Source organism: Methylobacterium ajmalii (assembly GCF_036448855.1).
GTDB lineage: Bacteria > Pseudomonadota > Alphaproteobacteria > Rhizobiales > Beijerinckiaceae > Methylobacterium > Methylobacterium ajmalii.
The window spans coordinates 47,383-73,506 of the sequence record NZ_JAZFXT010000028.1 but is presented as its reverse complement, the minus strand read 5'-3'; the positions used below and the strand labels follow the sequence as shown (position 1 = coordinate 73,506).

Here is a 26,124-nt window from a genome sequence, read left to right as displayed (position 1 = left end):
GGCCGGCGGACCCGGCAGGCCGGGAGGAGAGCACGCCGATGTACGATGCCGCGAACCTGAAGAAGCTGCCCGCCCTCAAGAGCCTCGCCCCCGAGGCGATGGGCGCCTTCGAGGCCCTCGACAAGGCGGCGCTGGCCGACGGCGCGATCCCGCGCAAGTACAAGGAACTGATGGCGCTGGCGGTGGCGCTGACCACCCAGTGCCCGTACTGCCTCGAAGTGCACCGCGAGGCCGCCAAGAAGGCCGGGGCCACCGAGCAGGAGATCGCCGAGACGGTATTCGTCGCGGTCGCCCTGCGGGCCGGCGCGGCGCTGACCCACGGCACCCACCTGCTGCCCTAACGCACGTTGTCCCGGACGACGGAGCGGTTCCGTGCGCCGGGAGTGCGGACACGGCGAAGCGCCCCGGCCGGGCGGCCGGGGCGCTCCTCCTGTCGGCGGGCGGGACGGCTTACGCCGCCTGCTGGACGCTGCCCTCGATCGACTGCGGGCGGGAGCCCGAGGCGATCTGGATCTGGCGCGGCTTCTTGGCCTCCGGGATCTCGCGGACGAGGTCGACGTGGAGCAGGCCGTTCTCCAGCACCGCACCCGTCACCTGGACGTGGTCGGCGAGCTGGAAACGCCGCTCGAAGCCGCGGGCCGCGATGCCCTGGTGCAGGAACTCGGCCTGCTTGGCCTCGCCCTTGCGCTCGCCCTTCACGGTGAGCGCGTTCTCGCGGGTCTCGATCGACAGGTCCTGGTCGGTGAAGCCGGCCACCGCGAGGGTGATCCGGTAGGCGTTCTCGGCCGTGCGCTCGATGTTGTAGGGCGGATAGGTCGGGGCCGCATCCGAGGTCACGAACTGGTCGAGCGCCGAAAACAGGCGGTCGAAGCCGACGGTCGAGCGGTACAGGGGAGCGAGATCGAACTGACGCATGACATATTCTCCGTCTGAAGCAATATGTAGTCTTGAAGGACCGCCGCGAGGGCCGGTCCCGGTCTGCGCGCCGCCGTATCGGCCGGCGCCCCTCGCATATTGGGGTGGCCTCTAGACTGGTCAAGGCCGGCGCCGACTGGGTTTCGCGAATTTTTTCGGGAGGCCCGGACGGGCGCAGGTTCTGCCCCACTTATTAGGGGATGCCGTGCCAGGATGCGGCGGATGACAGCTTCAGAGGCCCTCTCGTGACAGTGCCGCTGCTCGCCACGCCCGACAACCCGATCCCGCCGGGCGCCACGCTCCTGTCGGTGCGGACCGCCGACGGCCTGTCCCTGCGGGTCGCCACCTGGGCGCCGACGGCGCGGGTGGTGCACGGCACGGTCTGCCTGGTGCAGGGCCGGGCCGAGTTCATCGAGAAGTACTTCGAGACCGTGGCGGAACTGCGCGGGCGCGGCTTCCACGTCGTCGCCTTCGACTGGCGAGGGCAGGGCGGCTCCGACCGCACCGTCGAGGACCCGCACAAGGGCCACGTCGACGATTTCGCCGAGTACCGGCTCGACCTCGCGGCGGTGGAGGCGCAGGTGCTCGAGGGGCGGATGCCGCGCCCGTTCTTCGGCCTCGCCCACTCGATGGGCGGCGCGATCTGCCTGTCCGCCGCCCGGGAGGGCTGGCTGCCCTTCGACCGGCTGGTGGCCCTCGCCCCGATGGTGGCGATCTGCATGATCCGGTGGCCCAAGGCGGCGATGCGCCTCGCCGCCGCCTTGCGGCTCCTCGGCCTCGGCCGTCGCTACGTGCCGGGCGGCTCGGCGGTGTCGATCGCCACCAAGCCGTTTCCGAACAACCGGCTCACCGCCGATCCCGTCCGCTACGCCCGCAACGCCGCCGCGGCGCTGGCGGTCGGGGCCGGCGCCATCGGCGATCCCACGGTCGGCTGGCTCGCCGCCGCCTTCCGGGCGATGCGCCGCTTCGAGGATCCGCGCTACGCCCTTGGCATCCGCCTGCCGGTCCTGGTGGTGGCGGCCGGGGCCGATCCGGTCTGCAGCACCCCGGCGGCGGAGCGCTTCGCGGCCCGGCTCGCCGCCGGCCGCACCATCACCCTGCGCGGCGCCCGCCACGAGATCCTGATGGAGCGCGACGCGATCCGCGCCCAGTTCTGGGCCGCCTTCGACGCGTTCGTGCCGGGCACGGCGGCCCCGCTGCCGGATACGGCGCCGGAGACCGAGGGCGAGCCGAGGGCCGCCGTGGCCTGACGGCGGCCCGGAACCCGCTGTCCATGCGCGACGGGCCGATCTAGGATCGCGCCCACCGGCCGACGGAGACCGCGCAGGCGCCTCGGGGAGTTGCAGGATGAGCGCTTTACTGTTCGGCCGCATCTTCGAGCGGACGCGGGCGGGGGTGTCACGCCTGTTCGACGAGGCAGCCGGCGGACGCATCGCCCTCGCTCCGGTGGACGACCTCGTCTACCCGGTCATGCGCGTGCTCCAGGATGGCGGCGTCCAGGCCTGGCTCGCCCTGGTCCACGGCCATCCGAGCCAGGACGCCGTCCAGCATGCGATGCACGTCGCCGGCCTCGCGGCCAATTTCGGCCACCATCTCGGGCTGCCGGCCTGCGATTGCGTCGCCCTGGTCCGGGCCGGGCTGCTGCACGACATCGGCAAGGCCCGCATCCCGGCCGCGATCCTGGCCAAGCCCGGCGCGCTCACCGAGGACGAGATGGCCCTGGTCCGCCGGCACGCCGCGATCGGCTACGACATCCTGCGCGATTCCGGGATGCGCGATCCGGTCGTGCTGCAGGCGGCGCGCCACCACCACGAGATGCTCGACGGGTCCGGCTACCCCGACCGCCTGGCCAAGGAGGCGGTCAAGGACCTCGTCCGGCTGATGACGGTCTGCGACATCTATGCGGCGCTGACAGAGCACCGACCCTACCGCCCGGCGATGCCCCACGCCGACGCGCTCGGAATCCTGCGGGGCATGGCGCCCGACCGGCTGGACCCGGATTTCGTCGACGCGTTCGAGGCCTCGCTCGCGCCGCCGCAGGCGATGCGCGGAGGCGCGTTCCCCGCCGCCCCGGCGACCATGCGGAGCGATCCGCGCGACGGCGGCTGGTGAGCCGCCGGCGCGCCTCCCGCTCGCGCCACCGAACGTCAGGAATTGAGGAGCGCCAGGGCCGCCGCGTGCAGCCGCTTGTCGCCGGCCGCCACGATCCGCCCGCCCTTGGCGGCGGAGGTGCCCTCCCAGGTGGTGACGACGCCTCCGGCGCCCTCGATCACCGGGATCATCGCCACGATGTCGTAGGGCTTCAGCCCGGCCTCGACCACGAGGTCGATATGGCCCGCCGCCAGCATCGCGTAGGCGTAGCAGTCGGCGCCGTAGCGGGCGAGGCGGACGGCGCCCTCGACCCGGTCGTAGGCCTCCCGGTCGCCGGGGCCGAACAGACGCGGGTCGGTGGTGTGCAGGACCGCCTCCGACAGCTCGCCCTTGCGCCGGGTGAGCAGGCGGCGGGTGCCGTGCGGGCCCTGGCAATGCGCGGCCTCGCCGTCGCCGTAGAAGCGCTCGCCGGTGAAGGGCTGGTTCATCAGGCCGTAGCACGGCACGCCGCCCCGGGTGAGCCCGATCAGGGTGCCCCAGGTCGGCAGGCCGGCGATGAAGGCGCGGGTGCCGTCGATCGGATCGAGCACCCAGACGTAGTCCGCATCGGCGCGCTCGGCGCCGAATTCCTCGCCCAGGATGCCGTGGTCGGGGAAGCTGGCGGCGATCAGCCGGCGCATCACCGCCTCGCCGGCCCGGTCGGCCTCGGTGACCGGGTCGAACGCGGCATGGCCCGCGGCCTTGTCCTCGGTGGCGAAGGCGGCGCGGAAGAAGGGCAGGATGGCCTGGCCCGACTGGGTGGCGAGCTCGTCCACGAACCGCGCGAAATCCACCACGCTCATGCTTGTCCCCGCTTCCCGCTCGCCCGGCCCGGAGGGCCGGCATGCCCCGGATCGAAAGGGTGCCGGGGCCCCGGCGTCAAGCCCTCAGGCCTCGGCCGGCACCGGCTCCCGGCCGGGAGCCGGCAGGGCGGCCCCGGGGGGCGCGGCATGGGGCGGCGCGTGGGCCGCTTCGCCGGGGGCGGCGGAGCGCGGCGCGTCCCGCACCGCCTCCAGGCAGGCCTCGACGCCCTCGCGCAGGGATACGGCGTAGTGGTCGGCCCCGAGCGCCGCGCGGGCGCCCGGATCGGTCAGCACCGCGTCGTCCGCCGGCCACAGGCCGACGAGCACCTGCGCCTCCGGGGCGCGGCGGCGCAGCCGCTGGACGAGGTAGCGCAGATGGGCCGGCGTGCCGCTGATCTCCAGGTAGGAGATGCAGACCATCTGGGCGCCCTCGGCGTCGAGGGTGCCGATCCGCGAGCGCGTGACGTCCTCGAACGGCACCACCCGGGTGCCGAAGCCGTGTTTGCCCAGGAGCTGGGCCAGCATCATCGAGGCGGCCTCGTCGAGGGGGCCGCGGCCGGCGATGCAGAGCACCGCGCCCTCGCGCGCCCACGCCTCCGGCAGGGCGTCGGGGGCCGGCGCGTCCGGTACCGCGGGGGCGGCCTCGCACGGCACTTCCTCGTCGCGGCTTCCCGACAGGAGGCGCCCGGCAAGCGTCGGCTTCGTTTCCGGCGCGGCGTCGTCGCGGTCCGACAGGTCCTCGATCAGCTGGGCGATGCCGACGCGGATGCGGTCGAGCTGGCTCTCGGTCAGCACGCCGCGGCGGGCATCGGTGGCGGCGAGCTGGAGGCCCTTCAGCGCCACCTCGTCGTAGTAGGAGGAGAGCGAGCACTGGGCGAGGATCGCCTCGGCCAGCTCCTGCGCCTCGTCGGGGTCGTCGGCCAGCATGCGCTGGTAGAAGTTCTCGACCGGGGTCAGGGCCGGGCGGTCGCCGAACAGCACGTCGAGGAATTCGAGCTTGTCGACGTGGCGGCCGAGCACGACGAGGCAGACGGTGAGCGGCGTCGAAAGGAGGAGCCCGACCGGTCCCCACAGCCAGGTCCAGAACAGGGCCGAGACCAGCACCGCGAAGGGCGACAGCCCGGTCGAGTGGCCGTAGAGCAGCGGCTCGATGAACTGGCCGACCAGGGGCTCGAGCACGATGAACAGGGCGGCGGTGGCCAGCACCATGTTCCAGCCCGGATCGACCGCGGCGGCGAGCGCCAGCGGCAGCAGGGCCGACAGGAAGGCGCCGATATAGGGCACGAAGCGCATCAGCGCCGAGAAGATGCCCCACAGGATCGGGTTCGGCACGCCGATCAGCCACAGCCCGACGCCGATGACGAGGCCGAACCCGGCGTTCAGGGCGAGCTGGACCAGGAAGAACCGGCTCAGGCGCAGCGCCGCGTCGTCCATCGCCACGGTGGTGCGGTGCAGGTCGCTCGATCCCACGAGGCGGATCATCCGGTCGCGCAGGTCCTCGCGCTGGACCAGGATGAAGAGCAGCACCACGAAGACGATGCCCAGCGTGGCGAGCGGCGAGAGCACCGGCGCCAGCACCTTCTCGGCCAGTTCCACCGGGCCGGGCTCGCGGTCGCGCATCTCGACCAGCACCGGCTTGTCGGGGTTCTGCACCGCGGGCGGCGCGGCGCGCTTGGTCTCGGGTTTCTCCTCCGGCTTCTGCTCCGGCGCGCCGGCCTGCTGGATCTGGTGGTTGATGCTGCGCAGATACCCGGCGACGTCGCCGAGCGGGCCGGCCTTCAGGTTCTCGGCCTTCTGGGCGATGGTGCGCTGGTAGCGCGGCAGCCCGGTCGAGAGGTCGGCGAGCTGCATGCCGATGAGCCCGCCTAAGCCCGCCACCACGGCGAGCAGCAGCAGCACCGCGACGCCGACGGAGGGCAGCCGGCCGAGGCGCAGCTTGCGCAGCAGCGCCACGAGCGGACCGATCACGAAGCTGAGCAGAACCGCGATGGCGATCGGGATCAGGATCTCGCGGCCGAAATACAGGGCCGCCACGATCACCGCCGCGATGACGAGCGGCGCCGCCAGGCCGTCCCCGGGGGTCTCGGCGGCCTGGACCCGGGCCGGCTTCACCGGAAAGATCTGCGTGCGATCGTCTCGCCGATCCGCCATGCGACGCGCCTCCAACCCCACGCGGCGCCCACGCTCCGCCACGCTTCCACCAGGGGGGAACGGGGCGGGGGGCGAAACGATCCCCCGCTGACCCTGGGCCAATCTGTCGAAAACGTGATCGGGCTACTCGATCCGCACCATCACGCTGTCGCTCGCGCCCGTCGCGTCGAGCACCGAGATCCGCACGAAGCCGGCGCCGTCGGGCTGCCACTCGGCCTGGCGGCGGTCGGATTCGGTCACCGGCAGGCCGCCGACGAGCCAGGTGAGCGGCGGGGTGCCGCCGAGCGCCTTGAGGGCGAGGCCGGCGGGCGGGCCTTCCGCGGCGCCGAGGTCGATCCGCGCCCCGTCCGGCGGGTAGGCGATGCGCAGGCGGTCGACGGGACCGGCCTCGCGGGAGAGGTGGCGCAGCGGCGGCGGCAGGGCGGAGGTCGCCGCCACCAGGGCGTCGCGCGGGCGCGGCACCGGCTCGGGCTCGCCCCCGATCCGCGCCACGGCGTCGAACAGCAGGGGGGCGGCCGCGACCCGCCCGACGAGGCCCGGCACCCCGGCCCCGTCCGGCCGCCCGATCCAGACCGCCACGGTGACCCGGCGGTCGAATCCCACCGCCCAGGCGTCGCGGTAGCCGTAGGAGGTGCCGGTCTTGTAGGCGAGGCGGTTGGGCAGGGCGCTCTCGGGCGGGGGCGTGCCCCGCAGGGTGTCGGCGACGTACCAGGCCGCCACCGGCTCGGCGATGCGCGGGAGCACCGCCTCGGGCGGCGCCGGCCCGTCGAGGCGCCGGATCAGCACCGGCACCTCGCCGCCGCGGGCGAGCCCGGCATAGAGCCGCGCGAGGTCGGTGAGCGTGATGCCCAGTCCCCCGAGCGCCACCGGCAGGCCGGGGGCGGCGTCCCGCGGCAGGGCGATGGCGGCACCGGCGCCGCGCAGGCGGGCGATGAACCGGGCGGGGCCCACCGCCTCCATCAGCGCCACCGCCGGCACGTTGAGGGAGAGCTGCAGCGCGCGCCGCGCCGTCACCGTGCCCTGGAAGGTGAGGTCGAAGTTCTCCGGTGCGTAGGACGCGCCGAACCGGGACGGTCGGTCCTCGATCAGGGTCTCGGGATGGGCGAGGCCCGCCTCGAACGCCATGGCGTAGACGAACGGCTTGAGCGCCGAGCCCGGCGAGCGCACGGCTCCGGTCATGTCGATGGCGCCGGCGCGGGCCGGATCGAGGTAGCCGGCGCTGCCGACCTGGGCCCGCACCTCGCCGGTGGCGTTGTCGACGACGAGGAGCGCCGCCGACAGGCCGGGCCCGAGCGCCGCCGCCCGCTCGGCCGCCAGCGGCTCGAGCCGGGCCTGGAGCCGGGCATCGAGGGTCAGGCGATGCACCGCCCGGCCAGGCTCCTGCGCCAGGGCGGCCTCGGCGGCGTGGGGGGCCAGCATCGGGAAGGGTTTTCGCCCGTGCGGCACCGGCTCGGCCCGGGCCGCCTCGGCCTCGGCCGCCGGGATGGCGCCGCGGGCCGCCACGAGCGCCAGCACCCGGTCGCGGGCCCGGCGAGCGGCCTCCGGGAACCGGTCGGGCCGGCGCGCCTCCGGCGCCTGGGGCAGCGCCACCAGCAGGGCGGCCTCGGCGAGGGTGAGCCGCGCCGGCTCGCGCCCGAAATAGGCGAGGCTCGCCGCCCGCAGGCCCTCGACCGGCCCGCCATAGGGGGCGAGCGCGAGGTAGAGCCGCAAGACCCCGTCCTTGCCCAACCGCCGCTCCAATTCGACCGCCCGAGCGATCTGGCGCAGCTTGGCCGTGAGCGAGCGCTCGCCCCGCGGCTCGACGAGGCGCGCCACCTGCATCGACAGGGTGGAGGCCCCCGACACGATCCGCCCCGCCGCGAGCCACTGCCCGGCGGCGCGCAGCAGCGCCCGCGGATCGACGCCGGCATGCTCGCGGAAGCGCCGGTCCTCGTAGGCGGTCAGCAGGGCGAGGAAGCGGGGATCGGTCGCCGCCGGCTCGAGCGGCAGCCGCCAGCGCCCGTCGGCGGTGGAGAAGGGGCGCAGCAGGGTCCCGGACCGGTCGAGGACGACGGTCGAGCGGGCCTGCGCCGCGGCGAGGTCGAGGGGCGGGAGATGCGCGAGGGCAGACCCGAGCCAGACGGCGGCCGCGAGGACGAGGCCTACCAAGCCCCATGCCATCCGTCGCACCGTCGACCCGTTGCCTGCTGCCATGCGGAATCCGACCCCGCCGCGACTGTGCCCCCGCGCCGGAGCCGGGGCAATCCCCGCCGGCAGGGGACCGGTCCGGCCCTACGCGGCACCCGCTCCGCACCGCTCGACGAAGCCGACCGCGCGGGCGCCGGTCTCCCGGGAGCTCACCGAGACCATCGCGACCGGCCCGGCGGCGGCGCGGGGGGGCGGGTCGGCCAGGGCGAGGGCGGGGAGCAGCAGGCCCGCCGCCGTGCCGCAATCGCCGAGGTGCAGCGCGGGCGTCTCCGGATCGGCGGCGAGCGCGGCGATGCCGGCCTCGGGCGCGGCGGCGCGCGCGACCGCGACGCCGAACTCCTCGGCCCGCCAGCGCTCGCCGGTGAGGTCGGCCAGCAGGCGGTCCGGCGGTAGGAAGCGGGCACCGCGCGCGAAGGCCTTGGCGAGCCCCCGCCCGATCAGGCCCCGCGGCGCGGCCACGTCCTCCTCCTCGACGCCGCGGAAGACGCCGAGCACGGCACCGCGCCCGGGACCGTGGGCCGGTTCCCCGGTCTCGAGGCCGAGGGCCATCACGACAGCGGCCTCGCCGGGGATCAGGCCCCAGGGATTGCCGCGCATCAGGATCCGCTCCTCCACCGCGAGGCGGTCGAGCAGGAGCGGATGGATGGCGCTGTCGAGGGCACCGACCAGGACGTGGTCCTCGGCCCCGTCCCGGACCGCGACGGCGGCGTGGGCGAGGTCGGACAGGGCCTCGGCCGGCCCGCCCGGCAGGAGGTCGAGGTCGCGTAGGAGGCCGGCATGCGGCTCCAGCAGGGAAGCGCGGAACGCGTCCCGGTCGGGATGCTCGCAGAGCTCCGGCCGCACCGTGAGCCGCAGGAGCCAGCCGCCCGGCGGCGGCGGCACCCGGCCGGCGCAATCGGCGAGCGCGGCGGCGAGCAGGCGCCGCAGCCGCCGACCGTAGTCGCGGCACTCGGCGATCGGGATCGCCTGGGCGAGCGTCGGCGGCAGCCCGTCCGCGCCGACGAGGGCGCGTTCGAACCGCTGTGCCCGCTCGCCCGCGGCGTAGCGCCGGGCGGTCTCGGCGAACGTGGCACCGAGCGGGCTGCACAGGCCGACGGCGAGGATGGCGGGGAGGCGGTCGGTGGGCATGATGCTATCGTGTCTGGCGCGCGCACGCCTCCGTCCAGAGATCCTCGAACTCTTCCTTGGTGATTAACCGGGCAGTCCACTCGGATGCGCCGTGAGCACGGAGTTCGTCGAGGGTCGGGACGGAGAGTCGGGTGTCGCGCGTCTCCGTCTCTTCCGAGGCGCGCTCAATGCGCCTGTCGGGGAAATGTGCGGCCTTATGGAGCAGATGCACCACGGATGATGGCGCTTGCAAACAATATCGCCACTTTCGCAACTTTATCAGATGCGTGCGACGGAGGTGCATAATCGAATGGATAAGGATTATATTCTTACTTATCAAACGGTTCCCGAAGTCGATTAAAATAAAATTCCAAAATATTTTTGCCAATTTAAGGCCAAGCTTAGAAAAATCGGTATGCTGAGCGGTGCGTGGTCCTCCGGTCGCGGATGCCAAATTAGTGAGCCCGGTTTGGCATTTGCACGAATGCAAATGCTCCGCCTTTACGGAGTCTTAGTGTCCTCGGATTGACTCCGCCGCTACTCTAGGCGAGCTTTAGCCTGGGCCTCGTGGCGAAATTGGCAGACGCAGCGGACTTCCAATCCGTAGCCTTCCCGGGCGTGTGGGTTCGAGCCCCACCGAGGTCACCGATCTTAGGAGATGCATATGTCTAGGAAGATAATCCGTGATTTTGAAGACGAGTTGTCAGAACTCAGGTTCAAAAGGTCTCTACTAGACAATGAGATACAAACTATTGAACGGATGATACGCAAGGCAAAAGGTGAGCCCGACCCTCAGCAGGTCGACACGGGCGGTAAAAGACGACAGAACGTCAAAGGCATTGTAATAGGCTTGCTGCAAGAGCGGCCTGATTTGGGAATTACTCCTGGCATCGCTGTTGATATGGCTCAGTCCCGCGGCATCACCTTGGAGAAAACGACAGTTTCAAGTCTTCTGAGCAGGCTCAAAAACGATGGGGTCGTCAACCATGACGGCTCTGTTTATCGTTTAGTGTCTCGCGCCGCCAAAACACAGCCGGCCGATGCAGTAGCCGATTTGCTCCACTGAGCTTCATGGGAGCAAGCTATTCAGGCGCTCCCCACTGAAGGCCGCTCCCTACGCAAGACAGTTTTCCAGGCCGAATGCGTAGGGAGCGGTGCAGCCTCTGAAAAGAGGAGCAATGGTATGCCGGACGAAACCCTGCACACCATCTTCACCCGATCGATCCGCCTCCGTAACGGGAAACGGATCTTTGCCAGTCAGTACGGACTTCAGGCTTTCCGCATCCGTGTTCGCAAGAAACCAGAGCGAGACATACCTAAGACCGACTGATTGACCGGGCGGCTCGGGGCGAAAGCTCCGGGCCGTCTTGGCATTGGCGACGCAGACCGCTTTCGCGGCGCCTTCCCGGGACAGGTCACCAATCCCACCTCCAAGAGTACGAAAGCGTTTACGAATTCAAAGCCCTTTTTGCCGCACGTCCATCCGCGTTTGCAAATTGCGCAATCGGAAAGCAAATTGCGCTGTCGCGCGAGAACATGAAAACAGAAGCGCAGGCAGGCGTTTAGGTGAACTTCACGGCGACGACAGACCAGACCCGCACGCCCTTCCGTCGCCCGGCATCAAAAATTCGCCCCTGCTTCACGGCCCTCCCGAGCGATTGGATAAGGCGGTAGGCCCCAGCCCGCCGGAGCATGGCGTCCCCTTCGTCCCACTGTTTCGCTTGGATCACAGCCGCAGCTAGCTCCCGCGTTGAGAGCGGACGCCCGGCTTCCTCAAGCGCAGCTTTGGACAGATTGAACATCTCGCCATATGCGAACAGCCGGTTGAGATGGGCGTAGGCTGGGAAACGCGTCTGCGTGGTAGGAGAGAGGTCATAGAGCGCGAGAACGGCCGTCACGCTGGACAGGTCGCGCTCTGCAACGGCGAGCTGCCGCCGTAGTTCGGCAATGTGAGCTTCTATCTCATCCCGCTTGGCTCGGAGGTTGGTGACGACCTGAGGGAGAGCCATCACTTCACCCCCTTCGGCAGGCGGTGGCGCTGCCAGTAGCCGCGGAAGCTGGCCGACTTACCGGACACCATGGCGAGGCGCAGGATGCGAGAGAACGCCTTGCCGTTGTCGAGGCGGCGGTGATCCTCCTTCCAGGCCGCCTCGTTGGCGTACTGGTAGAGGTAACGGGCCGAGACGAAGTGGTGCTGGCCGCTCACCATGCGGCGCAGGCGGGCGAAGAAGCTCTCGGCTTGGTTCGTGTTGCAGCCGTCCTCTGAGTACGCCTGAGAGTGGTTGATGCGGCCCGCGTCGGGGAAGTGGCCGTGGAGGGCATCCCAATGGCTCGCCTCGTCGGCGAACACCTTGGAGCCCGGGGCGACGTACTGAGCCGCCAGGGCTACGCCAGCGGCCTCCTTGCGCTCAACGAACGTCAGGGTCCGGCCGGCACGCTGGCGCATGACGATGACGACCCGGCGCTCCTCGCTCTGGTTCTCCTTGAGGCGACGATCCTTGCGGTCCTCCTTGCGGTTCTCAGGCCGGACGTGGCCGCCGAAGTAGGCGCCATCAATCTCAACCTCGCCCTCTAGGCCGAAGCCCTTCATCTCAGCCGACAGCGCCTCACGCAGCTTGTGCGCAAGGATCCAAGCCGTCTTGTAGGAGACGGAGAGGTCACGGCCGAGTTGGAGCGCTGAAAGGCCCTTTACGGCGTTCACGAAGATCGCGATGCCAGTACAGAGGTCCATGAACGAGAGCTTGCGTGAGGCAAAATCGTCCCGCTCGTCACCGAGTACTGGTGACGGCAGCCAGCGCACTTGAAGCGGCGGCGGGTCGGAATGTCGTAGTGGTCCAGGCAGCCGCAGCGCGGGCACGCGGGCTCGCCATCCGTCTCGGGCCAGCGAAGGCGCCGGAAGGTCGCGTAAGCCTTGTCTTCGCCACCCTTGTAGATCGCCTTGAGCGAGAGGGTGCGGGCCTGGGCCGAGAGGAGGAAGTGTTGAGCCATTGCCATTGCGCCCGATGCCTATGCATCGCATATGATGGCAATCAGCATCGTATTCAATGGAAATTGCATCGCTTATGATGACAATCGCAAGCGTATGGAGTGCATCATGGCCGAGGGCGTGGAAGAAGCTTGGGACTCGCGTGTGAAGGGGATCCTTAAGGCTGAGCTTAAACGCAAAGGGATCACCTACGCGCAGCTTGTTGAAAAACTGGACGCAATCGGAGTTAAAGATACAGAACCCAATATTCGCAACAAGCTGGCGCGCGGTAAATTTACAGCGGTATTCTTCGTACAAGTCATGACAGCAGTTGGTGTAAGGGAAATAAAATTGGACTAGATTTTCTTGGTCACTATCTCCATTTCACAGGCTGGCACACTTCCTTCCATAGTGACAACACATACATTTCTTAGTGCTTGTCGGGGCTGCCAAGCTTGCGGTGATCCGCCAGTGAAGTTCGCCAAAATCTGACTGTAATCAACAGGCTTCTCAAATACAAGAAAGATGGCCCAAGAGGGCGGCGCTTCCACCAAAATCCGCCCATCTTGGTCCTTAACTCCGACGCCAGGCGACCAGTATGTAAACCAGCTTTGAATGTTTTCTAAATAAATAGCGTCCGGCGGTTCAAGTTTTCCAGAAAATCTCAAGCGAATTAACGCACGATGAGCGTATTCCGACGCATCCTTGATGTTCTCAATCTGCTTTGCATTGTTCGACCTACGAATTGCAAAGATCATTTCGACAACGAACATAAGCGCAAGCGCAGAGCAAAATCCCGCCAAATAAGGTCCAATCATCTCAATCATGGCGGTACTCCACGGACCGACATGATGGGAGAGATATGGGGATATTGTATCTTTCCAAAAGTCTTGAACGGTTACGTCGTATATCGCCTTTATTGCGGCGCCTATCAGCTTGACGCCTATCGCAGCAATCAAGCTCGCGATCAGGGTCACGAAAAACGGAGTGCGGGGCTTCGGCATCTCGGCACAATGCCGACCGCGACGGCTCGTGTGTAGTGCTTTCGTACTTCACCAGATAGTCTCCTACCCGGCCCTACGAAGGCATTGCACCGCAGATGGCGACCCATGCCATCGTTTGTGGTGCATTTGCTCCATAAGGCCGGGTCGGACCATCGCGCCGTCCAGCCCCGCCCGACGGGGTTGTGCGGGTGCGGCGCGGCGGCGGGGCTGCCGGGCTCCGCGAACGGATCGACCCCGCCGAGGGCGGCGCGCCAGACCAGCCGCACGCCGGCGAAGTCCTCCGGGCCGTCCAGGGTCAGGCGGCCGCGGCGGCCCCCGGTGCGCCGCAACACCCGCCGGCCGCTGACGCGGGCGCGCTTCTCGATCGCGCCCACGCGCACGCGCACGGCGCAGGTCCGTCGCACCGCCTCGCCGGGGGCGCAGGCGATGCCCCGCACCAGGATGTCGGCCGCCGGCCGGAACGGCGCGATGTCGGCAGCGGCCTTCATCTCGCGGGCCTGCCCGTCGACGTACTCGCCCACGAGCCGGACCGGTGGAGGCTCCGGCGCCACGTCCAGAAGGCCGTCGGCGCGCAGCGAGAAGCAGGCGCGCACCGCGACCACCCAGTGCTCCACCCCGTGCCGATCGCGCAGGAACGAGCCTTGCGCCGCGAACGGGGTGCGGTTGTCCACCGCCCACATGACGGCGGCTCAGTTCAGGTCGATCACGGCGGCGCGCAGCGCGATCGTCTCGTCGGCCGTCCCGACGATCCGCACGCCGTCGACCCGGATGGTGCCGTCGCGCTTGAGCACCAGCCGGGCGATGCCGTTGGCGATGACGAGGTCGCCGGTGGCGGCGTCGACGCGCACCATCCGGGCGAGGGCCGCCAGATCGGCGGGCGGGGCCTCGCCGGGCGGCGCCCCGGCGGGGTCGAGCGGATGCGCGCCCGCCAGGTCGTGGCGCATCTGGTTCATGGCCGTGCTCTCCCGCCTCCGGCCGGCCGCAACGGCTGTCGATCGGCCGAGGCTGCGACCTACATTCGCTGCGGGAGGAGGTCGATACAGCCTGAAGGACCTAGAGGAAGGCAAGACCATCGCCTCGGATCGTGACCGATCCGGCCCTTCGCCGACGCCCATGTCCTGGCGACGCCGCCGCCACGCCTTCCGGCGACGTCGCGGGAGGAGAACGGCGAGCCGCCGAAGTCGGGGGCCGGACCGCCGCGCTGGCGATCACGCCCCGGTCTATGCCGGATGCTTCCCGGCGGAAGCGTCGCGACGGCGCAGCAGGCCCGACACGCCGTTCACCACCGGGATCAGCACCCCGCCGACGAGGAGGCCGATGAGGCCCGAGGCCGCGGCCGTCACCAGCCATTCGATGGCGCCCCTGGCCGGTGGAAGGAGCGCGCCCAGGCTTTCCGCCGCGGCATGCGCCGCGTGCGCCGGGGCCGACAGGCCGTAGCCCTCGAGCCCGTGCATCAGGATGCCGCCGCCGACCCAGACCATCGCCGCCGTGCCGACGACGGCGAGCACCTTGAGCAGGACCGGCATGCCCCGGACCACGAAGCGGCCGATCCCCCGGATGAGGTTGCCGAAGGGCGCGCCCGCCCGGCTGCGGGCGAGGGCGAGCCCGGCATCGTCCGCCTTCACGATGAGGGCGACGGCGCCGTAGACCCCGACCGTGATGCCGACGCCGACGATTCCGAGGACCGCCGCCTTCATCCACACGCTGCCCTCCGGCAGGGCCGCGAGGGTGATCGCCATGATCTCGGCCGACAGGATGAAATCGGTCTTGATGGCGCCCGCCACCCGGCGCTCCTCAAGGGCCGGGTCGTGCCCGGTGCCGGCCGGCTGCGCCTCCTCGTCCCCGTGCGACGCATGCGGGAACAGGGCCTCGTAGACCTTCTCGGCGCCCTCGTAGCAGAGATAGGCGCCGCCCAGCATCAGGAGCGGGGTGATCGCCCACGGCGCGAAGGCGCTCAGCGCGAGGGCGCCGGGCAAGAGGAACAGCAGCTTGTTGCGCAGCGATCCCAGCGCGATCTTGCCGACGATCGGCAATTCGCGCTCGGCCGCGAAGCCGACGACGTAGCGCGGCGTCACGGCCGCATCGTCGATGACGACGCCGGCGGCCTTCGTCCCGGCGCGCGCGGCCTGCGCCGCCACGTCGTCGAGGGAGGCCGCCGCGCTCCTGACCATGAAGGCGACGTCGTCCAGCAGGGCCAACAATCCGACGCTCACGAATTCCCCCGGGCCCGTGGTTTCCCGCTGTTTCCGACAGCGACGCTGGAAACGCGCCAGGGTGGTCTTCGATCCTCGCCGCCGTCAAGCTCCGGCCGGCCCGCCGTCGCGGCGTCACGCGAAGATGGCGGACCCGTCCGGCGGGAAGACGGGGGAGGGCGCGTCCGCGACGGGCCGGTAGCGGCCGGCCCCGCCGCGGGTCGGGCGGCCGCGGCGGCGGACGACCTCGCGCTCGAAGGCGATGTAGGCCTCCGGCGCGCCGTCGAGCCGCCGGATCGCCCGCACGTCGATCTCGCACAGGTAGGCCTCGCCGTCCTTGCGGTAGTTCTGCAGGCAGCCGAGGAACCGGCCTTCCGCCCGCAGGGCCCGCTGCACCTGGCGCGTCCCCTCCCGGCTCGTCCCCCGCCCCTGGAGGAGGCGCGGCGTCAGGCCGACCACCTCCGACGCCGCGTAGCCGCTCATCCGGGCAAAGCCCGGATTGGCGTACAGGATGCACGGCCCCGGGCGGTCCAGCCGCGCATCGGTCAGCAGCACCCCGATCTCCAGGCTCTCGGCGAACAGGCGGACGAGATCGACGACGGTCATGGCTCCGGCTCCGTGGCGCACCATCGATAATCAGGATTTGTTAACGTCTCCTCACCGGGGCGCGGCCGCCCATAACCGTGACATCCCGGGCCCCGGGGCCCGAATTAGGACATCGTTAGGCTTTTCCGCCAAGTGTCCGCAAGTATCGGCTGGCGTGCATCGAAGACCGTGTCCGCCCGCGACGTGATGATCGGGATGAGGCGAGGCGTCATGAGATCGCTGTTCAAGCGCGGGGCGACCAAGAACGGCCTGGAGATCGCGGCGCTCGCCGCCTTGCGCACCAACGTGATGATCGCCGACGCGGAGATGAACATCACCTACATGAACCCGGCGCTGCACCGGTTCATGCAGGACGCCGAGGCCGACCTCAGCGCCGAGCTGCCGCGCTTCGACGCCGCCAAGCTCATCGGCAGCAACATCGACATCTTCCACAAGAACCCGATCCACCAGCGCCGGATGCTGGCGGCCCTCGACCGGCCGCACGAGGCCACGATCCGCGTCGGCAAGCGGGTGTTCGATCTCCTGGTGACGCCGCTCGGCGCGCCGGAGGACCGCCTCGGCTTCGTCGTGGAATGGAGCGATGCCGGCGCCCGCCTGCTCAACCTCGACTATTCGAGCCAGATCGCCGCCATCGGCCGGTCCCAGGCCGCGGTCGAGTTCCTGCCCGACGGCACGCTCATTACCGCCAACCAGAACTTCCTGACCCTGATGGGCTACGGCCTCGACGAGATCCGGGGGAAGAACCACGCCATCTTCGTCGATCCCGAGACCCGGGCGAGCCGCGACTACGCCGAGTTCTGGGAGCGGCTGCGCCGCGGCGAGTACCAGGCGGCGCAGTTCCGGCGCATCACCCGCGACGGCCGGCCAGTCTGGATCGAGGGCTCGTACAACCCGGTCCCCGACCAGTACGGCCGCATCGCCAAGATCGTCAAGTTCGCCAGCGACGTCACCGCGGAGGTCAAGCGCCTCACCGAGCTGAAGGTCTTGATCGACGAGAACTTCGCCGAGGTCGACCAGGCGGTCGCGCGCTCGAACGACGAGGCCGAGCAGGCGCGGCTCGCCGCCGGCAAGACCTCCACCAACGTGCAGTCCGTGGCCGCCGCCGCCGAGGAATTGGCCCAGTCGGTCAACGAGATCGCCGCCAGCATGAGCCGGGCGCGGGCGATCAGCGACGAGGCGCACGCCCAGGCCAGCGCTGCGGGAGAGCTGACGCAGCGGCTCACCACCACGGCGGCGGCGATGAGCGGCATCGTCGGCCTGATCCAGACCATCGCCAGCCAGATCAACCTCCTGGCCCTCAACGCGACGATCGAATCGGCCCGGGCCGGGGAGGCCGGCCGCGGCTTCGCGGTGGTGGCGGCCGAGGTGAAGAACCTCGCCAACCAGGCCGCCCGGGCCACCGAGCAGATCGGCGGCGAGATCGGCAGCATCCAGGCCGTGTCGGGCCAGGTCGTCGGGTCGCTGCGGGCGATCCAGGAATCGGTCGACGCGCTGCGCGACTACGTCGTGCGCACCGCCACCGCGGTGGAGCAGCAGAGCGCGGTGACGCAGGAGATGTCGGCCGGCATGCAGGACGCCTCCGGGGCGATGGGGGCGATCGCCCAGAACATCGGCGCGATCTCGGCGGCGGTCGGCAGCGTCACGCAGGCGGTGGAGACCACCAAGGGCGCCGCCCGCGTGCTGGCGCGCTGACAGAAGGCCCGCCGCGCCGCAGCCGCGTCCCCCCAAACGGACCCATTCGGGCGGGCAGACCGATCATGACCGAGATTGCCCCCTTTCCGCTCCCCTCGCCGGTCCGGGGCGGCGCCGAGGCCTATCGGCGGCTTGCGGCCGTCCTGATCGAGGCCGCCGCGTCCGGCACCGATCTCGGGCCGCGGGGCCACCAGATCGACCTTCTGCGCGAGGCGATCGGCACGGGCTTGCGCGACCTCGTCGAGGCCTTCGTCCCGGTGCTCGACACCCTGTCGGCCGACGATCCGGACCGCCGGGCGCTGATCGCGATCGTCGAGCGCTTCGTCCTGTGCATCCGCGCGGTGCTCGGCGCCGCCGACCGGCTCTCGGCCGGGGGCTGAGCCGGTGCGCTCCCTCGAGCGACCTGTCGTATCGGATGCCCTAGGCAGGCCAGCGGCATCGCCTGCTCGGCTTCTCGTCTCGTCGCGGGTCCGCGTCGCGAAGTCGGCTGAGCCCCGTATGCTCACAGGAACGGCGCCGGGTCCTTCGGGTCGCGCGCCGGCTTCGCGTCGCGGCGGTTCCACCAGCCGCCGCCGAGGGCCTGGAACAGGGCTGCGGTGTCGGCGTACTGGTTGGCCTGGGCCTGGGCCTGGGTCACCAGCGCCTGGAGATAGGCCGATTGCGTGATCAGCAGCGAGGCGCTGCTGACGGCGCCGAGGCCGAACTGCTTGCGCACCAGTTCCACGCTCTGGCGGCTCGCCGAGACCGCGGCGTTGGCCGCCGCCACGGCGCGGCCGTCGGCCTGGAGGGCGCGAAGCGCGTCCGCCACGTTCTGGTAGGCGCCGATGACGGTGGCGCGGTACTGGGCCTGGGCCGCGACCAGGGTCTCCTCCGCCGCCTGCTGGCGCCGGAAGAGGGTGCCGCCGTCGAATAGCGGCTGGGCGACCGCGCCGGCGATGGTCCAGAGGCTGGCGGCCGGGTTGAGGAGGGCGGCGAAGTTGGTGGCGCTGGCGCCGACCGCGCCCGAGATGGTGAATTGCGGCAGGCGGTTGGCCACCGCGACGCCGACCTGGGCGCTCGCCGCGTGGACCGCGGCCTCCGCCGCCTTCACGTCCGGGCGCTGCTCGATCAGCCGCGAGGGCAGGCTCACCGGCAGGGTGCGGGGCAGGTGGAGCGAAGCCAGCGTGAAGGTCTGGCTCACCTCCTCGCTCGGGAAGCGGCCGGCGAGCGCCGTGAGCAGGTTGCGCTGCTGCGACAGCGCCCGCTGCAGCGGCGGCAGCAATTGCTGCGACTGGGCGAGCAGCGCGGTCTGCTGCACCACGTCGGCGCCCGCGACCTGGCCGGCATTCTGCTGCTTGGTGATCAGGTTGAGGAGGTCGGTCTGGGCCTGGATCACCTTCTCGGTCGCGGCGATCTGGGCCCGGAGCGAGGCCTCCTGGATCGCCGCCGCGACGACGTTCGCGGTGAGCGTCAGGTAGGCCGCCTCGAGCTGCCAGAGCTGGCCCTCCTCCTGCGCCGCCTGCGCCTCGAGCGCCCGGCGGGTGCCGCCGAACACGTCGGGGGAAAAGCTCACCGTCACCTGCGGGGTGACGAGGCTGTAGAGGAGGGCGTTGTTGTTGAGCGGCGATTGCAGGTCGCCGCCGGCGGCCTTGTTGTAGGAGGCCTGCCCCCCGAAGCCGACCTGCGGAAAGAGCGCGCCGCGCTGCGCCTCGGTGGTGGCCCGCGCCGCCCGCAAGCTGGCCTGGGCGGCGTCGAGGGTCGGGTTGCGGGCGAGCGCCTCCGCCACCAGGCCGTTCAGCGCCTTGGAGCGGAACAGCGTCCACCATTCGCCCGGCACGTCGCGCCCCTGCGCGAAGCTCTGGGCGATGGCGCCGCCGCGGCGGTCCTCGCGGCCCAGCGCCGGGTCGCGCAGGGATTCCCGGGTGTAGCCCGTCACCGGCGGCGGCGTCGCGCCCTGGAAGTCGGGGCCGACCATGCAGGCCGAGGCGGCGGAGGCCGCCAGCGCCGCCGCCAGGATCCGCGCCGCGGTGCGGGCGGCCGGGCGGACGGCGGGGTCGGGCGCCCCGTCCGGCCCCGGGCCCGCGGCCCGGTCGTCCGCGGCGACCGACACCCGGATCGGGGCGTCGTCGCGCGCGGCCGCGGGCGCAGCCGCGACGGCGGCGGCGGGCATGGGCGCGAGGCGCAGGAGGGCGCGCACGGTGTGGGGCATGCTGGCGTCGGCAGGAGCGGGCGTGTCGGAACCGGGCTGCATCTAGCTCACTCCGCCGGTTCGGGCTGTCGCACCGGGGCGACAGGCAGGCGTGGACGATGGCGCGAGAAGGCCGCGATCAGCACCGGCAGCACGACCAGGATCAGGATCGGGGCGAGCAGGATGCCGCCCACCACCACCAGCGCCAGGGGCTTCTGCACCTGCGAGCCGATGCCGGTGGAGATCGCCGCCGGCAGGAGGCCGACGCAGGCCGCCACGCAGGTCATCATCACCGGCCGCATCCGCACGTCGGCGGCGTGGTGGATCGCCTGCGCCCGCGCCCAGCCCTCGTCCATCAGCTGGTTGCAGTAGGAGAGCAGGATCACGCCCTCCATGGTCGAGATGCCGAACAGCGCGATGAAGCCGATCGCCGCCGAGACCGAGAACGCCGTGCCGGTCAGCACCAGGGCGAAGATGCCGCCGATCAGCGCCATCGGGATCACGCTGAGCGTCAGCAGCGTGTCGGTGAGCGAGGCGAAGTTGACGTAGAGCAGGAGCGCGATCAGCCCGATGGTGAGCGGCACCACGAGCTTCAGCCGCGCGATGGCGCCCTGCAGGTTGCTGAACTCGCCGACCCATTCGAGGTGGTAGCCGGCCGGCAGCTCGACCTGCTCGGCGACGCGCCGCTGCGCCTCGATCACCGCGCCGCCGAGGTCGCGCCCGCGCACGCTGAACTTGACCGGGATGTAGCGCTCCTGGTTCTCGCGGTAGATGAAGGCGGCGCCCGAGACGAGCTGGACCCGGGCGATCTCGGAGAGCGGCACCTGGACCACGCCGCCGCTCGGCGACGCCGCCCCGACCGTGATGTTGCGGATGGTCTCGAGCGAGCGGCGGTATTCCGGCGCCAGCCGCACCCGCATCGGGAAGTGGCGGTCGCTGCCGTACTCGTAGAGGTCGCCGGCGGTCTGGCCGCCGATCGCCGCCGAGATCGTGGTGGCGATGTCGCCGGGCGCCAGCCCGTAGCGGGCGGCCCGCGCCCGGTCGATGTCGATGCGCACCGTCGGCTGGCCGAGCGAGGTGAACACCGCCAGATCCGTCACCCCCGGTACCGTGGCGAGCGCCGCCTTCACCGCCTCGGCGGTGCGGGTGATCTCCTGCAGGTCGCTGCCGTAGATCTTGACCGAGTTCTCGCCCTTCACGCCCGAGGCCGCCTCCTGGACGTTGTCCTGGATGTACTGGGAGAAGTTGAACTCGATGCCGGGCAGTTCCTCGCGCAGCCGCCCCGAGATCTCCTCGATCAGCTTCTCCTTGGTCAGCCCCGGCCGCCACTGGTCGGCGGGCTTGAGGGGGGCGAAGATCTCGACGTTGAAGAAGCCGGTGGCGTCGGTGCCGTCGTCGGGCCGGCCCTGGTGCGAGACGACCGTGGTCACCTCCGGGTAGGAGCCGATCAGCTTGCGCATCCGCTCGACGTAGGGGTTGCCCGCCTCCAGGGAGATCGAGGCCGGCATCGTGCCGCGGATGTAGAGGTTGCCCTCCTCGAGCGTCGGCAGGAACTCGAGGCCGAGGGTGCGCATCGCCACCCCGGTGCAGCCGAGCATCGCCACCGTCACCAGGATGGTCAGGATGCGGTTGTCGAGGGTGAAGCCCTGGAGCGGCCGGAACAGCGCCCGCAGGATCTTGACCACGATGGTGTCGCGCTCCTCGACGTGGTTGGGCAGGATCAGGGCCGAGAGCGCCGGCGACACCGTGTAGGTGGCGATGAGCCCGCCGACGAGCGCGTAGGCATAGGTCTTCGCCATCGGCCCGAAGATGTGGCCCTCGACGCCGGTCAGGGTGAAGAGCGGCAGGAAGCCCACGATGATGATCGAGGCGGAGAAGAAGATCGCCCGGTTGACCTCGCGGGCGGCCGACGCGATCAGCCCGAGCTTGAGCCCGCTGCCGGCTTTCGCCGGCCCTTTGTGCTCGGCGAGGTGGCGGAAGATGTTCTCCACCATGATCACCGTCGCGTCGACGATGAGGCCGAAATCGATCGCGCCGAGCGACAGGAGGTTGGCCGATTCGCCCCGCGCCACCATGATGGCGATGGCGAATCCGAGCGCGAAGGGAATCGTGGCCGCGACGATGATCGCGCTCTTCAGGCTGCCGAGGAAGAGCCACTGCACCAGGAACACCAGCACCACGCCGAAGACGAGGTTGTGCATCACCGTGTGGGTGGTGGTGTGGATGAGCGCGCTGCGGTCGTAGAGCGGCACCACCTGCACGCCGGGCGGCAGGATGCCCGAGGCGTTGATCTTCTCGATCTCGGCCTCGACGCGCTGGATCGTCGGCAGGCTCTGGCCGCCGCGGCTCAGGAGCACGATGCCCTCGACGATGTCGCCGTCGTTCTCGTGCCCGACCATGCCGAGGCGCGGCGCGTTGCTGACCTGGACCTCGGCCACGTCGCCCACCAGCACCGGCACGCCGCCGACCTGGCTGATCATCGTGCTGCGGATGTCGTCCATGTCGCGGATGAGCCCGATGCCGCGCACCACCGCCGACTGCTCGCCGACGTTGAGGGTCTGGCCGCCGACATTGGTGCTCGAGTTGTTGAGCGCTGTGACCAGCTGGACCAGGGTCAGCCCCTGGGCCTGGAGCTTGTGCAGGTCGACCGCGACCTCGAACTCCTTGGTCTTGCCGCCGAAGGCCGAGACGTCGACGACGCCGGGGATCGCCTTGAAGCGGCGCTGCAGCACCCAGTCCTGCAGTGTCTTGAGGTCGGTCGAGGAGAAGCCCGGCGGGCCCGCCACCTGGTAGCGCATGATCTCGCCGATCGGGCTCGTCGGCGAGATCTGCGGCTGGGCGTTGTTGGGCAGCGGCGAGAGCTGCGACAGCCGGTTGAGCACCCGCTGCAGCGCCTCCTGGTAGGTGAAGTCGTAGGTGAACTGGATCTTCACGTCCGACAGGCCGAAGACCGAGATCGTCCGCGTCACCTTGGCGTTCGGGATGCCGGCGAGCTGCACCTCGAGCGGGATGGTGATGTAGCGCTCGATCTCCTCGGCCGACTGGCCCGGATTCTGGGTGATGACGTCGACGAGCGGCGGCACCGGGTCCGGATAGGCCTCGATGTTGAGCTGCTGGAAGCTGGCGTAGCCGATCCCGAGCATCGCCAGGAACAGGAGCAGCACAAGCACCCGCTGGCGCAGGGCGAAGTCGATCAGGCGGTTCATGCGGGCGCGGTCCCTACGAGGCCTTGTCGCCGGAGGCGGCCCGGTCGATGAACAGGCTGCCGCGGGTCACGACGCGCTCGCCGAGGCTGAGCCCGTTCACGACCTGGACGAGGCCGCCCCCGGACAGCCCCAGGGTGACGTTGCGCGACACGATGGTGCCGTCCGGCTGCTCGACCCAGATCCGCGCGCGGGCGCCCTCGTAGACGATCGCGCTCGCGGGGATCGCCGGGGCGCGCTCGTCGCGCCCGGTGAGGATCGTGAAGGTCGCGAACATCTCGGGCCGCAGCAGGCCCTCGGCGTTGTCGATCTCGGCCCGCACCGGCAGGCGCCGGGTCGCCGGGTCGAGGGCGGCGGCCATGTAGCCGATCTTCGCCTTGAACACCCGGTCGGGGAAGCCGATCACGCTCGCCTCCAGCTCCTGGCCGAGCTTGATCCGCGGCACCTCGCTCTCGCGCACGTTGGCGACGAGCCACACCGTCGAGAGGTCGCCGATGACGAAGGCCGGGTCGCTGCCCGCCGCGAGGTACTGGCCGAGCCCGACCTTGCGCTGCACGATCGTGCCGCCGATCGGCGCGCGGATCTCGGTCTCGGGGCTCATCGCCCCGCTCTTCCCGAAGGCGTCGATCTCCGCGTCCGACTTGCCGAGGATGCGCAGGCGGTTGCGCACCGCCTGGAGCGCGGCCTCGGCCGAGCGCTGGTCGCTTTGCGCCGCGATGACGTCGTTCTGGGCCTGCTGCCAGTCCTTCAGCGCCACCGCCTTGGCCTGGAACAGCTCCTGGAGCCGGGCCGCCACGGTCTGGTTGAGCTTGAGCAGGGCCTGGTTCTTGGCGAGCGCGTTCGTCGCCGCCTGGAAGTCGTTGAGGGCCGAGACCATGTCGGCGGCCTCCAGGGTGAACAGCACCTGGTTGGCCTTCACCCGGTCGCCGGCCCGGACCATCACCTTGGTCACCCGGCCCGCATAGGGGGTGTAGACCGGGACGTTGTCGTCCTCGTTGACCCCGATCCGCCCCTCCGCGAAGCCCTCGGGCCGGAAGTCCCGGGCCTGCACGGTCTCGATGCCGAAGCTCGCCCGCTGCTGCTTGCTCGGCCGGAAGGCCGGGACCGCGGTCTCGCCGGGCTCCGGCGCCTGGCCCTCGACGCCCTCGCGCTGCGCCAGCAGCCCGGCGATGCGCTCGCGCACGGGCTCGAGGGCGGGCACGCGCCAGATCGCGAGGCCGGCGCCCGCGAGGACGAGGATCGCCAGGAGTCGGACCGCGAGCCGGCCGCGCCGCCGCACCGGCGGGCTCTGAGGGGTTTGGGTGTCCATCGCGCGCCGACCATCCGCCCGGGGAGAGCGGCCCGGCCCCGGATCCCCGCCGCCGCCCGCGACGGCGGGAGGCGTCCGGATCGATCCCGGGTCGGCCGGCCCCTGTTCCCTTCAGTGCCTCACTACCGGATTCTGCCGGCGTCCTGCCGTTCCGTTGCGTCAAGGCGATGACGGTGCAGGATCCGGGCCGATGCGCCGCCTCGCGGGCGACGTCCGGTGGTCGTCTCTTGGCGAGCAAACCGAAGCCGAGTCAAGGACGTCCGGGCGGGGCCGCGCCGATGCCGCGAGGGCCGGGCAGGGGGCTGCCGCGACGGCCGAAAAGCGGGAATATTTGCAATACTTCAAAGACTTGAGCCGAAGTGAAAAAATTTTCGATCGGGATGGATTAAGTCGTTAGATCCGGTCGAGCCGGCTCTCTCGACCATGCGGCATCGCCCCGTCCGCTTGACGCAAGGGAGGGTGTGACCAATTTCCATCGCCCAAGCGCGGATGCTCCGCGTGCCAGCAGGGACCAAGGCCACGATGTCCGTCCGCGACCCGATCCTCCACAGCGTGCCGATCGCCGAGCTGCGGCCGACGCAGATGACCGTCGGCTACCGGGAGGTGGCGGCCAAGCGCAAGCGCTGGCGCGAGGTCGCGGACAAGGACCGGGAGGCCTTCCTCGGCTCGCACATGATCCCGGTCCTGCTCGGGCCGAAGAAGAAGCGCTACGTCATCGACCATCACCACCTCACCCGCGCGCTGCAGGAGGAGGGGGTCGAGAGCGTGTTCACCACCGTGGTGGCCGACCTGCACCACCTCGAGAAGGACGCGTTCTGGGTCGTGGCCGACCACCGCGCCTGGGTCCATCCCTACGACGCCCACGGCCTGCGCCGCGACGTCGGCGACATGCCCAAGCGCATCGAGGACCTCGCCGACGACCCGTTCCGCAGCCTCGCCGGCGAGCTGCGCCGGGCCGGGGGCTTCGCCAAGGACACGACGCCGTTCAGCGAGTTCCTGTGGGCCGACTTCCTGCGCCGCAACATCAAGCGCAAGGACGTGAAGGACGATTTCTCCGACGCCCTCAACGAGGCGATGGAGCTCGCCCGCTCGAAGGACGCCGCGTACCTGCCGGGCTGGAGCGGGCCGCACGAGGGATAGGAGGCGCCCACAGGCGCCCAAGCGTCCGGCGCGCCGAGGGCGCGGCGGCAGCCGCGGTCCTCGGGGCGGGCCTCCCCGGGGGCGGTGACGCAAAGGCGCCCACCTCCCATCAAGTTCATTTGCCGCACTCCCCCATCCGGCCTAACCTCTCCGACGGCGCGCGACGCGCCGCAGACGGGGGGACGTTCGCGATGTTCGATTCGCTCCTGAAGAGCATCGGCGCCGAGCCGGTCGACAACGAGACCCACTTCTACCGCTTCGAGCCCAAGCCCGACATCACCGCCTACGAGCTCGCCCTGATCCTGCGGCGCTTCGGGGCGCTCAGCGCCGGGGCGGCCCCGCTGCACGGGGTGATGCTGATGCCGTGGGAGACCCTGGAGGAGGAGTACGCCCGGCACTTCGCGCCGGCCCCGCACGGCATGTTCCAGGGCTGACGGGCGCCGGCCGACATCCGAGGGATGTCCCGGCTGTCCCGGCCGCTGCGGCGAGGCGGCAACACTCGGTTTACCATTCCGTCCGATGGTCGCGGCTGGTGAACGAGGGTCCTTGCAAG

At 70.5% G+C, this 26,124-nt stretch carries 24 protein-coding genes, 1 tRNA gene and 1 pseudogene; 10 read left to right on the top strand and 16 right to left on the bottom strand.

What is annotated here, in order from left to right; genetic code table 11:
* The first annotated feature begins 38 nt into the window (after positions 1-38).
* Complete coding sequence (locus V3T34_RS13815; RefSeq protein WP_060846988.1) at positions 39-341, top strand: carboxymuconolactone decarboxylase family protein; 303 nt, start codon at positions 39-41, stop codon at positions 339-341.
* A gap of 109 nt (positions 342-450) precedes the next feature.
* On the opposite strand, the gene V3T34_RS13810 is transcribed toward V3T34_RS13815, so the two are convergent.
* Complete coding sequence (locus V3T34_RS13810) at positions 451-915, bottom strand: Hsp20 family protein (RefSeq protein ID WP_060846989.1); 465 nt, start codon at positions 913-915, stop codon at positions 451-453.
* 200 nt (positions 916-1,115) lie between these two features.
* Between V3T34_RS13810 and V3T34_RS13805 the strand changes: the two genes are divergently transcribed.
* On the top strand, positions 1,116-2,165 hold the full coding sequence (locus V3T34_RS13805) for an alpha/beta hydrolase (protein ID WP_060846990.1): 1,050 nt from the start codon (positions 1,116-1,118) through the stop codon (positions 2,163-2,165).
* Positions 2,166-2,262: 97 nt separating this feature from the next.
* The gene (locus tag V3T34_RS13800) at positions 2,263-3,027 is read left to right on the top strand and encodes an HD-GYP domain-containing protein (protein WP_091881646.1); all 765 of its coding nucleotides are present in this window, start codon (positions 2,263-2,265) and stop codon (positions 3,025-3,027) included.
* Positions 3,028-3,062: 35 nt separating this feature from the next.
* On the opposite strand, the gene hisN is transcribed toward V3T34_RS13800, so the two are convergent.
* The 5 genes from hisN to V3T34_RS28575 all read right to left on the bottom strand — a co-directional run bounded on the left by hisN (position 3,063) and on the right by V3T34_RS28575 (position 9,597).
* Entirely contained in the window at positions 3,063-3,848 is a 786-nt protein-coding gene (hisN, locus tag V3T34_RS13795; RefSeq protein ID WP_060846992.1) for a histidinol-phosphatase, read from the bottom strand.
* A gap of 84 nt (positions 3,849-3,932) precedes the next feature.
* Positions 3,933-5,999 carry an AI-2E family transporter gene (locus tag V3T34_RS13790; RefSeq protein WP_060846993.1) on the bottom strand — a complete coding sequence of 689 codons (2,067 nt, stop codon included), beginning with the start codon at positions 5,997-5,999 and terminating at the stop codon, positions 3,933-3,935.
* Positions 6,000-6,122: 123 nt separating this feature from the next.
* Complete coding sequence (gene pbpC, locus V3T34_RS13785; RefSeq protein ID WP_305076947.1) at positions 6,123-8,159, bottom strand: penicillin-binding protein 1C; 2,037 nt, start codon at positions 8,157-8,159, stop codon at positions 6,123-6,125.
* Between the two features lie 111 nt (positions 8,160-8,270).
* The gene (locus V3T34_RS13780) at positions 8,271-9,314 is read right to left on the bottom strand and encodes a hypothetical protein (protein WP_305076948.1); all 1,044 of its coding nucleotides are present in this window, start codon (positions 9,312-9,314) and stop codon (positions 8,271-8,273) included.
* A 4-nt stretch (positions 9,315-9,318) separates the two neighbouring features.
* A complete protein-coding gene (locus V3T34_RS28575) occupies positions 9,319-9,597 on the bottom strand; it encodes a DUF6881 domain-containing protein (protein ID WP_407942708.1) in 279 nt (92 codons plus the stop codon).
* Between the two features lie 257 nt (positions 9,598-9,854).
* Here V3T34_RS28575 and V3T34_RS13775 point away from each other — a divergent pair.
* Both V3T34_RS13775 and V3T34_RS13770 read left to right on the top strand, forming a co-directional pair.
* Positions 9,855-9,938: transfer RNA gene (locus tag V3T34_RS13775), tRNA-Gly, on the top strand.
* A gap of 19 nt (positions 9,939-9,957) precedes the next feature.
* A complete protein-coding gene (locus V3T34_RS13770; protein WP_305076949.1) occupies positions 9,958-10,359 on the top strand; it encodes a hypothetical protein in 402 nt (133 codons plus the stop codon).
* A 496-nt stretch (positions 10,360-10,855) separates the two neighbouring features.
* On the opposite strand, the gene V3T34_RS13765 is transcribed toward V3T34_RS13770, so the two are convergent.
* The gene (locus tag V3T34_RS13765) at positions 10,856-11,302 is read right to left on the bottom strand and encodes a hypothetical protein (RefSeq protein WP_305076950.1); all 447 of its coding nucleotides are present in this window, start codon (positions 11,300-11,302) and stop codon (positions 10,856-10,858) included.
* Positions 11,302-12,281 (bottom strand): annotated as a pseudogene (locus V3T34_RS13760) (IS1595 family transposase). Before V3T34_RS13760 ends, V3T34_RS13765 begins: the two are co-directional and overlap by 1 nt.
* A 106-nt stretch (positions 12,282-12,387) precedes the next feature.
* Between V3T34_RS13760 and V3T34_RS13755 the strand changes: the two are divergent.
* A complete protein-coding gene (locus V3T34_RS13755; protein WP_305076951.1) occupies positions 12,388-12,618 on the top strand; it encodes a DUF6471 domain-containing protein in 231 nt (76 codons plus the stop codon).
* Here the strand turns inward: V3T34_RS13755 and V3T34_RS13750 are convergent.
* From V3T34_RS13750 to V3T34_RS13730, 5 genes are all read right to left on the bottom strand, one after another.
* Positions 12,615-13,235, bottom strand: a complete 621-nt coding sequence (locus V3T34_RS13750) for a hypothetical protein (protein WP_305076952.1) — start codon at positions 13,233-13,235, stop codon at positions 12,615-12,617. The two genes, V3T34_RS13755 and V3T34_RS13750, sit on opposite strands and share 4 nt — an antisense overlap.
* The gene (locus V3T34_RS13745) at positions 13,232-13,942 is read right to left on the bottom strand and encodes a DUF2169 domain-containing protein (RefSeq protein WP_305076953.1); all 711 of its coding nucleotides are present in this window, start codon (positions 13,940-13,942) and stop codon (positions 13,232-13,234) included. Before V3T34_RS13745 ends, V3T34_RS13750 begins: the two co-directional genes overlap by 4 nt.
* A 9-nt stretch (positions 13,943-13,951) precedes the next feature.
* Complete coding sequence (locus V3T34_RS13740) at positions 13,952-14,215, bottom strand: hypothetical protein (RefSeq protein WP_091881668.1); 264 nt, start codon at positions 14,213-14,215, stop codon at positions 13,952-13,954.
* 267 nt (positions 14,216-14,482) lie between these two features.
* Positions 14,483-15,475, bottom strand: coding sequence for a DUF808 domain-containing protein (locus V3T34_RS13735; RefSeq protein ID WP_091882106.1), 993 nt, complete (start codon positions 15,473-15,475; stop codon positions 14,483-14,485).
* A 114-nt stretch (positions 15,476-15,589) separates the two neighbouring features.
* Entirely contained in the window at positions 15,590-16,060 is a 471-nt protein-coding gene (locus V3T34_RS13730; RefSeq protein ID WP_060849340.1) for a PAS domain-containing protein, read from the bottom strand.
* Positions 16,061-16,270: 210 nt separating this feature from the next.
* Here V3T34_RS13730 and V3T34_RS13725 point away from each other — a divergent pair, with 210 nt between their 5' ends.
* Positions 16,271-17,752, top strand: a complete 1,482-nt coding sequence (locus V3T34_RS13725; protein ID WP_060847000.1) for a methyl-accepting chemotaxis protein — start codon at positions 16,271-16,273, stop codon at positions 17,750-17,752.
* Positions 17,753-17,817: 65 nt separating this feature from the next.
* Complete coding sequence (locus V3T34_RS13720; protein ID WP_305076954.1) at positions 17,818-18,132, top strand: hypothetical protein; 315 nt, start codon at positions 17,818-17,820, stop codon at positions 18,130-18,132.
* A gap of 122 nt (positions 18,133-18,254) precedes the next feature.
* On the opposite strand, the gene V3T34_RS13715 is transcribed toward V3T34_RS13720, so the two are convergent.
* From V3T34_RS13715 to V3T34_RS13705, 3 genes are read right to left on the bottom strand one after another with little or no spacing between them, the layout of a single operon-like run.
* Entirely contained in the window at positions 18,255-19,982 is a 1,728-nt protein-coding gene (locus tag V3T34_RS13715; protein ID WP_244537477.1) for an efflux transporter outer membrane subunit, read from the bottom strand.
* Positions 19,983-19,987: 5 nt separating this feature from the next.
* Positions 19,988-23,125, bottom strand: a complete 3,138-nt coding sequence (locus V3T34_RS13710; protein ID WP_060847002.1) for an efflux RND transporter permease subunit — start codon at positions 23,123-23,125, stop codon at positions 19,988-19,990.
* 13 nt (positions 23,126-23,138) lie between these two features.
* Positions 23,139-24,431 (bottom strand): efflux RND transporter periplasmic adaptor subunit, encoded by a 1,293-nt coding sequence (locus V3T34_RS13705; RefSeq protein WP_060847003.1) that lies wholly within the window; start codon positions 24,429-24,431, stop codon positions 23,139-23,141.
* Between the two features lie 522 nt (positions 24,432-24,953).
* Between V3T34_RS13705 and V3T34_RS13700 the strand changes: the two genes are divergently transcribed.
* Both V3T34_RS13700 and V3T34_RS13695 read left to right on the top strand, forming a co-directional pair.
* Positions 24,954-25,571, top strand: coding sequence for a ParB-like protein (locus V3T34_RS13700; RefSeq protein WP_060849342.1), 618 nt, complete (start codon positions 24,954-24,956; stop codon positions 25,569-25,571).
* Between the two features lie 191 nt (positions 25,572-25,762).
* Entirely contained in the window at positions 25,763-26,005 is a 243-nt protein-coding gene (locus tag V3T34_RS13695) for a hypothetical protein (RefSeq protein WP_060847004.1), read from the top strand.
* Positions 26,006-26,124 lie beyond the last annotated feature (119 nt).

What these genes read in the sequence shown, in the direction of transcription:
- V3T34_RS13745 (WP_305076953.1), bottom strand. Translation starts at nt 13,942, where the DNA reads ATGTGGGCGGTGGACAACCGCACCCCGTTCGCGGCGCAAGGCTCGTTC.
- V3T34_RS13720 (WP_305076954.1), top strand. Translation starts at nt 17,818, where the DNA reads ATGACCGAGATTGCCCCCTTTCCGCTCCCCTCGCCGGTCCGGGGCGGC.
- V3T34_RS13765 (WP_305076950.1), bottom strand. Translation starts at nt 11,302, where the DNA reads ATGGCTCTCCCTCAGGTCGTCACCAACCTCCGAGCCAAGCGGGATGAG.
- hisN (WP_060846992.1), bottom strand. Translation starts at nt 3,848, where the DNA reads ATGAGCGTGGTGGATTTCGCGCGGTTCGTGGACGAGCTCGCCACCCAG.
- V3T34_RS13770 (WP_305076949.1), top strand. Translation starts at nt 9,958, where the DNA reads ATGTCTAGGAAGATAATCCGTGATTTTGAAGACGAGTTGTCAGAACTC.
- V3T34_RS13715 (WP_244537477.1), bottom strand. Translation starts at nt 19,982, where the DNA reads ATGCAGCCCGGTTCCGACACGCCCGCTCCTGCCGACGCCAGCATGCCC.
- V3T34_RS13700 (WP_060849342.1), top strand. Translation starts at nt 24,954, where the DNA reads ATGTCCGTCCGCGACCCGATCCTCCACAGCGTGCCGATCGCCGAGCTG.
- V3T34_RS13780 (WP_305076948.1), bottom strand. Translation starts at nt 9,314, where the DNA reads ATGCCCACCGACCGCCTCCCCGCCATCCTCGCCGTCGGCCTGTGCAGC.
- V3T34_RS13800 (WP_091881646.1), top strand. Translation starts at nt 2,263, where the DNA reads ATGAGCGCTTTACTGTTCGGCCGCATCTTCGAGCGGACGCGGGCGGGG.
- V3T34_RS28575 (WP_407942708.1), bottom strand. Translation starts at nt 9,597, where the DNA reads ATGCACCTCCGTCGCACGCATCTGATAAAGTTGCGAAAGTGGCGATAT.
- pbpC (WP_305076947.1), bottom strand. Translation starts at nt 8,159, where the DNA reads ATGGCATGGGGCTTGGTAGGCCTCGTCCTCGCGGCCGCCGTCTGGCTC.
- V3T34_RS13740 (WP_091881668.1), bottom strand. Translation starts at nt 14,215, where the DNA reads ATGAACCAGATGCGCCACGACCTGGCGGGCGCGCATCCGCTCGACCCC.
- V3T34_RS13710 (WP_060847002.1), bottom strand. Translation starts at nt 23,125, where the DNA reads ATGAACCGCCTGATCGACTTCGCCCTGCGCCAGCGGGTGCTTGTGCTG.
- V3T34_RS13695 (WP_060847004.1), top strand. Translation starts at nt 25,763, where the DNA reads ATGTTCGATTCGCTCCTGAAGAGCATCGGCGCCGAGCCGGTCGACAAC.
- V3T34_RS13730 (WP_060849340.1), bottom strand. Translation starts at nt 16,060, where the DNA reads ATGACCGTCGTCGATCTCGTCCGCCTGTTCGCCGAGAGCCTGGAGATC.
- V3T34_RS13725 (WP_060847000.1), top strand. Translation starts at nt 16,271, where the DNA reads ATGAGATCGCTGTTCAAGCGCGGGGCGACCAAGAACGGCCTGGAGATC.
- V3T34_RS13705 (WP_060847003.1), bottom strand. Translation starts at nt 24,431, where the DNA reads ATGGACACCCAAACCCCTCAGAGCCCGCCGGTGCGGCGGCGCGGCCGG.
- V3T34_RS13805 (WP_060846990.1), top strand. Translation starts at nt 1,116, where the DNA reads ATGCCGTGCCAGGATGCGGCGGATGACAGCTTCAGAGGCCCTCTCGTG.
- V3T34_RS13815 (WP_060846988.1), top strand. Translation starts at nt 39, where the DNA reads ATGTACGATGCCGCGAACCTGAAGAAGCTGCCCGCCCTCAAGAGCCTC.
- V3T34_RS13790 (WP_060846993.1), bottom strand. Translation starts at nt 5,999, where the DNA reads ATGGCGGATCGGCGAGACGATCGCACGCAGATCTTTCCGGTGAAGCCG.
- V3T34_RS13755 (WP_305076951.1), top strand. Translation starts at nt 12,388, where the DNA reads ATGGCCGAGGGCGTGGAAGAAGCTTGGGACTCGCGTGTGAAGGGGATC.
- V3T34_RS13810 (WP_060846989.1), bottom strand. Translation starts at nt 915, where the DNA reads ATGCGTCAGTTCGATCTCGCTCCCCTGTACCGCTCGACCGTCGGCTTC.